Source organism: Spirillospora sp. NPDC049652 (genome assembly GCF_040675125.1).
Taxonomy (GTDB): domain Bacteria; phylum Actinomycetota; class Actinomycetes; order Streptosporangiales; family Streptosporangiaceae; genus Spirillospora.
Window position 1 is genome coordinate 1 of record NZ_JBFAOF010000156.1, and the last position, 11,194, is coordinate 11,194.

Annotated in this window: 6 protein-coding genes and 2 pseudogenes; 5 read left to right on the forward strand and 3 right to left on the reverse strand. The window is 70.2% G+C overall.

The genetic code is table 11. From position 1 onward, the window contains the following. Window positions 1-234: pseudogene (locus AB0J52_RS13495) on the forward strand (hypothetical protein); the annotation flags it as partial. Window positions 235-331: 97 nt separating this feature from the next. On the opposite strand, the gene AB0J52_RS13500 reads toward AB0J52_RS13495, so the two are convergent. Further along, entirely contained in the window at window positions 332-1,234 is a 903-nt protein-coding gene (locus AB0J52_RS13500) for an aminoglycoside phosphotransferase family protein (RefSeq protein ID WP_500181873.1), read from the reverse strand. A 212-nt stretch (window positions 1,235-1,446) separates the two neighbouring features. Between AB0J52_RS13500 and AB0J52_RS13505 the strand changes: the two genes are divergently transcribed. The 4 genes from AB0J52_RS13505 (at window position 1,447) to AB0J52_RS13520 (ending at window position 7,722) form a co-directional block, all read left to right on the forward strand. After that, the gene (locus tag AB0J52_RS13505) at window positions 1,447-3,555 is read left to right on the forward strand and encodes a phosphocholine-specific phospholipase C (protein ID WP_500181874.1); all 2,109 of its coding nucleotides are present in this window, start codon (window positions 1,447-1,449) and stop codon (window positions 3,553-3,555) included. Between the two features lie 192 nt (window positions 3,556-3,747). Next, on the forward strand, window positions 3,748-4,542 hold the full coding sequence (locus tag AB0J52_RS13510; RefSeq protein WP_500181875.1) for an SDR family NAD(P)-dependent oxidoreductase: 795 nt from the start codon (window positions 3,748-3,750) through the stop codon (window positions 4,540-4,542). A gap of 601 nt (window positions 4,543-5,143) precedes the next feature. After that, a complete protein-coding gene (locus AB0J52_RS13515) occupies window positions 5,144-7,126 on the forward strand; it encodes a hypothetical protein (protein ID WP_500181876.1) in 1,983 nt (660 codons plus the stop codon). Between the two features lie 26 nt (window positions 7,127-7,152). Next, complete coding sequence (locus AB0J52_RS13520) at window positions 7,153-7,722, forward strand: hypothetical protein (protein WP_500181877.1); 570 nt, start codon at window positions 7,153-7,155, stop codon at window positions 7,720-7,722. Between the two features lie 116 nt (window positions 7,723-7,838). On the opposite strand, the pseudogene AB0J52_RS13525 reads toward AB0J52_RS13520, so the two are convergent. Together AB0J52_RS13525 and AB0J52_RS13530 are read right to left on the reverse strand one after the other, a co-directional pair. Further along, window positions 7,839-8,777: pseudogene (locus AB0J52_RS13525) on the reverse strand (aldo/keto reductase). Window positions 8,778-8,900: 123 nt separating this feature from the next. Continuing rightward, window positions 8,901-11,194 (reverse strand): hypothetical protein (locus tag AB0J52_RS13530; RefSeq protein WP_500181878.1); only part of this gene is annotated, 2,294 nt, incomplete at its 5' end.

Below are 11,194 nucleotides of genomic sequence, written 5' to 3' on the forward strand. Positions count from 1 at the left end.
GTGGTGCCCGACTCGGTCGACGCCGCGGGCCGGCACGGCGTGGCCGTCGCGCTGGTCGCCTACGGCGAGCGCAACGAATGGATCTTCAACAAGAAGACGCTGACCTACCTGGGCGAACGCGGCTACATGGTGAAGGACACCAAGGAGGCCAAGAAGGGCATGATCACTGCCACCACTGCGGTCCTCGAGCGCGGCGTCGTGAACGAGGCCGGCCAACTCCCCGGCAAGCCGTAGCCGACCGCCGCGGCGGCCGCACACCAGGGGGCGACCCCGGAGCCCGAGACGAGACGGGTGGCCAGGCCCAGGCCCGGCCGCCCGTGTCACTCCGTGCCTACACCAAGCCGTCTCTCAGAACGCGGTCGAGCGCTGCCCGGCCCGCGGGTCCCCAGGTCGGCTTGCCGCCCGGCAGACCCCGGTCGCCGTTCTGGCCCATGAGCATGAGGAACAGGCTCTTCCAGGCGGCCAGACCGCGGGCGCGGCGGATCGTCCCCTCGTCGACCTGCGGGTATGCCTCGAAGAAGCGGGAAGCGGCGCCGGTGGGAAGGACGACCCACGCGGCCGCGAGGTCCCACGCCGGATCGCCGGCGAACAGGGCGCCGAAGTCGATCACGCCCGCGAGCGTCCCGTCCGAGACGACGACGTTCGCCGGGTGAAGGTCGCCGTGCACCCAGACCGGCGGCCCCTCCCACTCGGGCGCCGCGACGGCGTCGTCCCAGACGGCCCGGACCTCGTCGGCGAGGTCGCCGGGGACGACCGCGCGGAAGAAGTGGACGAAACCGTCCGTGCACCTCTTGGGGTGGTCGCGACCGTCCTCACTGACCGGCGCGCCTTTGGGTGTCTCTGTGTGGAGCGCCGTGAGGAAGGCCGCCAGAGCGTCGGCCGCGTGGTCGCCGCGACTGATGGAACCGTGGTCCAAGGGCTCGCCGGGGACCCACGTCATGACCGCCCAGGGTTTCGGGAAGCGCGCAGACGGTTCACCGATCCGGACGGGGCGGGGGACCGGTAGGGGCAGGCGCGGAGCCAGGACCGGCAACCACTGGCACTTCTTGCGCAGGAGGTCCGGGGCGTCTTCCGTACGCGGCATCCGCACGGCCAACTCGTCCCCGAGGCGCCACATCTGGTTGCCCCACCCACCCGCCACTTCGCGGACGGCCAGTCCTGCGAGGTCCGGATGCTGCTCCTTAAGCAGGCCACGGATCAGCTCGGCGGTTATCACGTTCTCGGAGTGGGTCATGCGAAGCCAACCTACGTCGTCGTCCGGCTCGGCGACGCCCACACCGCGGTGACGGTCCGCGGTTCCTGCGGGTCGCGGAACCTGCCGGCTCCGCGGCGTCATCTGGGCGTCTCTGTTCGTTCACGCCGTTGTCGATGCGCTGACCTGGGAGGACGTCCGGATCGCTGTCATGATCGTCCCGGTTTGTGCCGGGACGAGTAGATGGAGGTTCGGTGAGCACGCTGGACAGGCGGCGGTTCATGCAGCTGATGGGCGCGGGCACGGCCGCGGCGGGGCTCACGGCGTTCCCGCCCGCGGTGACCAAGGCGTTGGCGATGCCCGCGCTCGGACGCACCGGCACCATCAAGGACGTCGAGCACGTGGTCATCCTCATGCAGGAGAACCGCAGCTTCGACCACTACTTCGGCACGATGCGCGGCGTGCGCGGCTTCAGCGACCCGCGCCCGCACCTGCTGCCGAACGGGAACCCGGTCTGGCGCCAGCCCGCGGCGAAGGTCCACTCGGGGAGCTACCACTCGCGCGGCCTGGCCGACAGCGCCGTCGAGGTACTGCCCTGGTACGTGGACCCGCAGGAGCACACCGAGGCCATCCCCGGCACCAACCACGGCTGGAGCAGCGGGCACCTCGCCTGGAACGGGGGCCGCTACGACGAGTGGGTCAACCAGAAGCAGGACGTCCTGACGATGGGATACGTCCGGCGGCAGGACATCCAGTACCACTGGGCCCTCGCCGAGGCGTTCACCACCTGCGACGCCTACTTCTGCTCGGTCCACGCCGACACCGCGCCCAACCGCATCTACCTGTGGACGGGCACGATCGACGCGCAGAACCGCCTCGGCGCCAAGCCGAACGGCCCGGGCCTCTGGGAGCGCAACGGCACCAACGGCTACACCTGGACGACCTACCCCGAGCGCCTGGAGAAGGCCGGGGTCAGCTGGAAGCTGTACCAGGGCGGCACGGGCATCCCCGGCGACGCCACGGACAACTACACCGACAACTCGCTGGAGTTCTTCCGCAACTACCAGCGCCAGGAGGGCGCGTCCGGCCCGCTGCCGGACAAGGGCGCGTCGACGCACACGCTCATCGAGTTCGCCGACGACGTCAAGAACGGCCGGCTTCCGCAGGTGACGTGGATCGTCCCGCCGTCGATGTACTCCGAGCACCCGTCCTCGACGTCGACGAACGGCGCGTACTACATCAACAAGGTCCTGGAGGCGCTCACCTCCAACCCCGAGGTGTGGGGCCGGACGGTCTTCCTCATCAACTACGACGAGAACGACGGCCTGTTCGACCACGTCGTCCCGCCGATGCCCCCGTCCGCGAGCGCGCCGGACTCCGGCGGCGTCCTGTCCCGGTCGCTGACCGCGCACCTGGACGACGAGTTCATCGACCTCGACAAGTACCCGGGGGAGATGAGCCCGCTCGTCCCCGGCGCCGACCCGGGCGGCAGGCAGCCGATCGGCCTCGGCCCGCGCGTGCCCATGCTGGTCGTCTCGCCCTGGTCGCGCGGCGGCTGGGTGTGCTCGGAGACCTTCGACCACACCTCCGTGCTGCGCTTCCTGGAGAAGCGGTTCGGCATCCAGGAGCCCAACATCAGCCCGTGGCGGCGCGCCGTCTGCGGCGACCTCACCTCGGCGTTCGACTTCTCCAAGGGAGTCGACCCGCGTCCGGTGACCTTCCCCGTCCCGCCGCCGCGCGCGTCCAGGGGCAAGCCGTACCAGGTGTCCACCCCGCAGACCATGCCCACGCAGGAGCGGGGCGTCCGCCCGGCGCGTCCGCTGCCCTACGACCTGCTGGTCAACGAGGTGGCGGGCAAGGACGGCCGGTTCACGCTGGAGTTCGACAACCGCGGCAAGGCGGGCGCCGCCTTCTACGTCTACGACCGCCTCGCCCCTACCTCGGCCCCCCGCCGCTACGCGGTGTCCGCGCGCGACGCCATCTCCGACCATTGGACGATCGGCAGGGCCTACCACCTGGCCTACTACGGCCCGAACGGCTCGCTCTGCGAGTTCGCCGGAGAGGCCACCACCCACCTGACCGCCGAGTTCTCCCACGACCGGCACGGCCGCGTCATGGTCAGGCTCCGCAACACCGGCCGCACTCCGGTCGAGGTGACCGCCGCCAACGCCTACGACCGCGCCCGCGGAACCCAGAGGCACACGCTGCGGCCGCACGCCACCCACGTGTTCCATTGGAAGGTCTCCGACGCCCAGGGCTGGTACGACGTCAGCCTCAAGTCCGGCGCCTTCCTCCGCCGCTACGCCGGCCACCTCGAGAACGGCCGCCCCACCACCAGCGACCCCGGCCCGTCCCACCTCTGACCAACCCCCCGGTGCGGGCACCACCCGGCGCCCGCACCGGGTTCAACGACTATGCGGGCATCCGCCGCCCCACCCCCAAGAGCGCCGCGGCAAGCTCCCCGTCCCCTTCTCCGTCGACCGGCCCGCAGGGCGGGGCTCCAAAGTCGACCACCTGGATCTTTGGCCTGGGCCGGGATGGGAACGATCTTCGTCATGGACATCGATCTCAATGGACGGACCGCGCTCGTCACCGGCTCCACGCAGGGCATCGGCCTCGCCATCGCGACGGGCCTGGCGCGGGCGGGAGCGACCACCGTTGTCAACGGACGCTCGGACGCGAGCGTCGGCCGCGCGCTCGAGACGCTGCGCTCGGAGGCGCCGGGAGCGGACGTGCGGGGAGTCGCGGCCGACGTCGCCACCGCAGAGGGCGCCGAGACCGTTTACGAAGAGGTGCCCGACGTCGACATCCTCGTCAACAACCTCGGCATCTTCGAGGCCCGGTCCGTCCTGGACATCGACGATGACGAATGGCGGCGCTATTTCGAGGTCAACGTCCTGTCCGGCGTGCGGCTCACCCGCATCTACCTGCCCGGCATGATGGAACGGGGCTGGGGACGGGTCCAGTTCATCGCCAGCGACTCCGCCGTGGTCATCCCGGAGGAGATGGTGCACTACGGCATGTCGAAGACGGCGCTGCTCGCGGTCTCGCGCGGCTACGCCAAGGCCGCGGCCGGGACGGGCGTCACCGTCAACACCGTCCTCGCGGGCCCGACCCACACGGGGGGCGTGGAGGACTTCGTCGCCGAACTGGTCGGCAGTGACCTGCCGTGGGAGGACGCGCAGCGCCGCTTCATGGCCGAGCACCGCCCGAACTCCCTGCTCAAGCGCCTGATCGAGCCCGAGGAGATCGCCAACATGGTCGTCTACCTCAGCTCGGAGCTCGCCTCCGCGACCACCGGCGGCGCAGTCCGAGTCGACGGCGGCTACGTCGACGCGATCCTGCCGTGACTGACGACCCCCTGGTGGAGTCGTCAGAAGGCGCTCGTCTCCTCTGGGGAGAGACCGGCATGTCCGTGGTGGGCGGCCGGCGCCCCCCGGGGCTCGCATGAGCACCAGTACCGGCGGGCGCTACCGATCGTGTTGATCGATGCACACAGCGGTGTGAGTCGATTCCGGATCGGCCGGCGACGCTCAACTCGCTGGAAGGTTTACTCGCATTAAGGAAGTTTTGAGTATACTTTCAGCTTTCTCTAGGCTTACCCTGCTCTCGAAAAGTGAACTGCGGGCGGTGTGCCCCAGTGCGGGAGCGAAGGAGGCGGCGCATGCCGGCGATCGCTGAAATCAGCGACCTGAGTGAGACGGTGAGAACACCGGCCCGGGCCTGAACCGCCTCCGTCTTCTATGACCCGTACGTGCAGGTCGAGTCGGGCGATACTCGGCTCGTCCGGTCTGTTGCGTTGTTCGATCAGAATCCTCACTTCCGTGCGTCATGCAGTCGATTATTCATGCTGACGCGGTTTTGGCATGCCCGGAATTGGCCCGCGACTGGTGATGCGATTCACTATTGATAATTCGACGATAAGCGATGTAGAACTGCCCTTGGCATCCTGTGCGCACGTCAGGCCGGTGGAAAGTCCGCCGACCGCAGGGTGTTCGAATGGAGGGTTGTTCTTTGTCCAATCGTCTCTTCCGAGCGGGAAGGGCGCTGCAATCGGCCATCGCGGTCGTAGCGCTCTTCACCGCGGCCTCAGTGGTTTCCATCCTGGAAGATCCACCCGCGCGGGCGGATGCGGCCTCGGCCGGCCAGTTCGTTCCTTCGGCTTATGCGGCTCTGCTGGACACGCGGACGGGGACTGGAGCCGCCAAGGCGAAGATCCCGGCGAACGGGTCGCTCAGCATCCAGGTCACAGGCAAGGCGGGCCTCCCGTCCAGTGGGGTGTCGGGCGCCTTCGTCTCGGTCTCGGCGCTTTCACCGGTGAGCGCGGGAGCGCTGAGGGTCTCAGCGTCGGGTGCCACGACGGCGGTCGACACCGTCCGGTTCGATGCCGGGCGTAACGCCTCGGGTACCGCGGCCGTGAAGGTGGGGGCGGACGGCAAGATCACTTTGACCAACGCCAGCGCCGGAACCGTGGACGCCGCTATTGCGACCAGCGGATACTTCCTGGACGGCACCGTTTCGACGACCGGCAACACCTACAGCCCGGTTCCAGCCGACGGCTACCTGTACGACACCGTGCGAGGCGACAACTGGGGTGTTCCGGGCAACAAGCTCGGGGCCAACGCCTCGGCGGCCTTCGGAGTCGCCGGCCACCTGGGCGTTCCCGCCAATGGGGCCACCGCGGTGGCGGTCGACGTGACCGTCAAGGACCACACGGCCGACGGGTGGGTCTCCCTCTACCCGGTGCTGTCGTTCGACCCCAACGTCGCCGCCATGCAGTATTCCGCCTCCGGCGGGCCGGCGAGCAGTTTCCAGATCGTCCCGCTGAACGCCAATGGGCTGCTGGCGTTCACCAATCACGGCACCAGCCCGGTGAACGTCTCGGTGACCATCCGCGGCTACTACACCGCCAGTGGCAACGGTCCCGACGGCCTGAGCTTCGTTCACATCGCCCCGCAGAAGGTCATGGACACCGTTTCCGGCACGGGGGTTCCCGGCGGGACGACGACCCCGCTCGCCGCGGGACAGTCGGTGACCTTCGAGTCGTCCAAGCTGCACACCACCCCCGACGCGGTCGCGGCCGCGAGCCTGAGCATCCACACCCAGCAGGCCGAGACGCCGGGGTGGCTGTCGGTCTACCCGGCGGACGCCAGCGATCCCAACGTCCCCAGCGTGTCGTTCCCCGCGGGCTCGGGCAGCGGCTCGGAGGTGCCGGTGACCAGCGGCGACCAGAAGGTCACCGTGACCAACCACAGCTCGGGGACGGTCCACATCCAGGCCGCGGTGAACGGCTACTACGTGTCCTCGGAGCCCTCTGTCGCCGGCGGTCCTCCCTCCTCGGACCTGCCCGACCTGGGGACGCCGGACGGCGGACCGGCCATGCCGACCACGGTGGAGACCGACGACTCGGACCCGGACGACCGGTCTGAGGACCCCTCGGCTCCGACCGTCGCGGCCGGTCTCGACGAATCGGCGCCCACCGACCCGGCGACGGCCGCACAGGCCAAGCCCTCTGGACTCAAGGCCTCGGAGCAGCCCCCGGCTGCTGGGAAGATCGCGGCTGCCTGGACATCGTGGTGCAGGTATTCCGTCGCCCGGCCGTTCACGCTGACGGCCAAGTCCCGCGACATCTACGCCCAGGGCAAGAAGTCCGCCTGCGGAGGCTCGGCAGGTCCGCCGGACTCGTGCCATGCTGGTGTCGACCTGGAAGCCTGGAACCTGACCGGTGACCGGCGCTGGCACACCATCGCCCATAACGGCGGTACCTGGAAGCGCTGCAAGGGCGCCGTGACCGCCGTTTACAAGAACTGCCACTATCAGCCACGTTACAAAGTGTGGTACCGCAGTGCCCTGTGGCTGCAGATCCAGAAGCGGGGACGCTACGGCACTCCGGGATGGGCCTACAGCAACACGAGGGACTTCTACTGCGACTAAGTAAATGACGAGATGACGGAGTCCGGATGGGCTCGCCTGCCGGCGGGCCCATCCGGGCGCCGCAGCCGTCCACCGCCGAACTTCTCAACAGATCTACTCTCGTGAAAGGGCTGACGCGCATGCTCGGCGTACTTCTCTCGGGAATCGGCCTGATCAACCGTCTCGTCTTCAGAGCGAGTGGCGAGCGGATCGTCCTCTATCGGTTCAGCGGGTTCACTGGGATCCACGTCGTCATTGAAGACGGCGATGAGGTGAGCTTCGAGGACATGATTCCGGTCGTGGTTCTGGGGGCCGGCACGCTCGTCCTCATGGGGAGCGAGGGTGACCCGATCGCCGCAACGGGAGTGATTTCCGGGCTTCGGCGCGCAACGGCCGTCCTCCAACCGTCCTCAGGAACTTCGATCGATGCACTGGTGACCGCCGTGGCAGCGGATGAGGAGCGTGAGGTGTGGAGAGCGGAGATCAGGCCCGCTCTCTCATTGCAGCAGCGCCACTTGGTCGAACGTCGGCGGATGGTCCCGCTGGCCAGTGTGGAGGCCGGGGAACGGCAGGCGCTTCCAGATACGGCCGGCCTCGTTCTCTCCATCCGCCGCTGAGCTCGAACACGAGTCTTGAAGACTGCTCCAGTCGTCTAGACGCACGACGAGACCGCCGGGTGGTGGCCCGAGCAGGGCCGCCACCCGGCGGTTTCGTAGGCCTCCGGCCGCCTGCCCTACGCGCCGTCCAGCGTGGCCAGTTCCTCCTCGGTGAGGATGGTGGACGCGCCTGCCACGGCCTGCTCCAGTTGTTCGACGCTGCTGACTCCGACGATCGGGGTCAGCGCCGGGCTCCCCGAGACCAGCCACGCGAGTACCACCTGGCCCGGGCGGAGTCCGCGCGCGGAGGCGACGCGGGCCAGCGCCTCCAGCCGCCGTTCGGTGCCGGGATGGCGGTACTCGATGTCGAGCGGACGGTCGTCCCGGTCGTATCGTCCCAGGAGGGTGGCGGTGTAGACCCAGCCGTCGAACGACGGGTTGCGGCGCAGGAAGTCCAGGCCGTCCGGCGACAGCATTCCCAGCGGGACCGGCTAGCCCTCCACGGCCATGCCGCCGGCGGGCTGGAGGTAGGAGTAGCGCTGCTGGTACCCGGTCGGCTGCGGGAGGCCGGCGTGTTCGGCCGTGGCGCGGATCCGCTCGAGCAGCCAGGACGGGTGGTTCGACACGCCCCAGCGAGCGGTCAGGCCGTCACGGACCAGGCCGCCGAACGTCTCGACCAGGTCCGCCACCGGAACGGCCGGGTCTTCGACGTGCGCCCAGTACAGGTCGACACCGTCCACGCCCAGCCGTTCCAAGCTCTCGGCCATGGCTTTGCGCACGACGTCCTCGCGCAGCCCTTCGAGGTGATCGGGGAATCCGCCGACCCGCGTGGGCTGCGCGCCGACCTTGGTGCTGAGGCGGACGCGGACGCCGGGGTTGGACGCCAGCCAGCGGCCCAGCAGCGCCTCGCTCTGGCCGCCGAAGCCGGTATCGGAGGTCCAGAAGCTGTAATTGTCGGAAGTGTCGACGAAGGTCCCGCCCAGTTCGGCGTACCGGTCGAGGATCGAGAAGGCGGTCCGTTCGTCCACCCTGGTGCCGAAGTACATCGTCCCGAGGGCCATCGTGGGGGTGTTCATCACTTCAGCGTCCCGGCTGGAGCGCGCTCCATGTCAAGCCGGGCGCGGCGGCACCCGCGCCGCGCGCGGCGGCCGGCCTCGCGGTGAAGCCGGGAGCGACACTGCGACACCGCGGCGCGGTGGTCAGGTGGCTGGGGGGAAGTGGGTCGAGCCGGAAGCAGTGATCTTCTGGAGCGTGTACTGAGGGGAGCGGGTGGGACGGGCGGAGTCGGTGAGGTGGAAGACGGCGCGGCGACGGACCACTTCGGTGCGGAGGTCGGCCGGGTTGACGAGTTCGACGCGCTGGGCTTCGGGGGCCCAGGCGAAGCGGACGCATTCGACATAGCTGTGGTCGCCCGTCGTCTGCTTGCGCAGGAGGGCGTAGGCCGATTCGGACGCGGGGATGACCGGCGCCTCGACGATCGTGATGTCGAGCTGCACCACGGCTGGTCTGACCGGTCCCGAGTCGACGTGCAGGACGAGTCGCAGCCGCTCGCCCGGGGTGAAGGGGCCGTTCAGATTCTGGATCGCGGCCAGGGAGAGCTGGTAGAGCCTCCCCGGGACGAGCGCGCCGACGGGGTTCGGGACGGTCAGGTCGCGCGGGATCTGGTCCAGGTCGATCTTCTGGAGCGTCAGCGTGACGTTCGGGGTGCCGGGAGGCGGTTCGTCCCAGTCGAAACGCAGGGCCAGCGTGCTCGTCGCGTTGCACTCGCGCCGCTCGGCGGAGAGCGTGAGGGCACGCTGCGGGCTGCTGCCGGACGATCCGGGGAACTGCACCGACACACTGGCGTGGGCGGACGGGGAGGCGAGGCGCCGGTTGTATTCGGGGTCCTCGAAATGGACGTGGCGCGGGACCAGGGGCAGGGACGGCGCGTTCGGGTCGGCCACGCGGAGCGGGAAGCGCAGTTCGTGGCCGTAGCCGTCGTGGTACGCCTCGGCGCCGGGCTGGTGCGGGGCGAACTGCGCGGTGGCGCGCGCCAGGACGGAGGCGCCGGGGGGCAGGGCCGCGATCAGCCGGCCGGCTCGGGCGGCACGGGTGTTCGGGTCGCCCGGGAGGGCGAACTGGCGGATCGCGAACTTCGTCGTGTCGATGGTGTCGGCAGCCGGGACGGCGACGCCGACCGCACTGAGCTGGGCGCGCAGGGACGGTGTGAGCACGAGGGTCGGGGTGGTGATGTCCTGGAGGGCCGTGACCTGTCCGGCGGCGACGAGGTCCAGCGCCAGGATCCAGTCGAGGATGCCGGACGCCGGGGTCGCCGGCTGCTGTCCGCCGACCAGGAGGATGCCGCCGTCGATCCGGTAGACGAAGGTCAGGACGCCGTCCCACGCCACGTCCAGGGTGTGGCGCTCGACCGCGGCGAGCTGCATCCGCAGGCGCTGCGCGGTCTGCCGGTAGGTGGGGTTCTCCGGCGGGTCGGAGAAGGCGGCGCGGAACGCCTCGTCGGCGGGTGACGTCGTGACCAGCGCGAGCTGGTCGGGGTCGAAGTGGCCGGCCCAGGTGCGCAGCGCGACCGCCTGCCGTCCGTCGGTGTTGGCGGGCAGCGGCACCGGACGCGGCGCGCGGTGCTGCACCGGCAGCCCGCCGGAGAGCATGCCCAGGCCGCGCGGACGCGCGTGCTCGCCGGTCAGGACGACGCCGCTCTGGCGCAGGAGCTGGTTGCGCAGCGTGACGAAGACGCCGGGGCGGACGCCGGTCACCAGGTAGCGCAGCCCGCCCGGCAGGACGGGCTGCCACTGGTCCAGCGCGGGGCCGTCCGCTGCGCCCGGGGAGGCCAGGGGAGGCTGGTCGAACAGGGCTCCGGTGAGCGCGGGCAGGGGCGGGTCGGGCGGGGCGGGGAGCAGGCTGCGGACGGCGGGCGCCCGGAAGCGGCGCGGCAGGCCGCCGGTAGGCCGGTCGGTGTGCAGAGCGGAGCGGAACTGCACCGTCCGCTGGACGGTCTGCCACCAGAGCGTCCGGCCTGCCGTTCCAGGGGTGGCCGTGCCGATGACGCCCTGCTCGTCCTTGGTGTAGCGGACGCCGACGCGCAGCGCGCTCAGGCCCCACGGCCACGCGGGCAGGTCGGCGCGAGGGCGCCGGGTGAGGTGGAGCGGCTGCATTCCGACCGTCTGCGGCGGTGCGAGTTCGAAGTCGCGGGTGCTGGCGGGCAGGGCCGCGATGTTGCACTGGCCTTCGCGGTAGCGCAGGACCGAGAGGTCGGGGCGGATGCGGAACAGCCGCCTGGCCGGCGACGCCGCGCTCGTCACCCGGACCAGGGCGAAGGCGTAGCCGGTGGTCAGGGCCGCCTCTCCCAGGTTGTCGGGGCGGGTGTTGTCGCTGATGATCCGGTAGCGCAGGACCGCGATCGGCGATTCGGGCGCGAGCAGGGCCTGGGACTGCGCGGCCCAGCTCTGCGCCTGGGCCCGCAGGCGGCTCTCGTCGGCCAGGTCGGGGTTGCCGG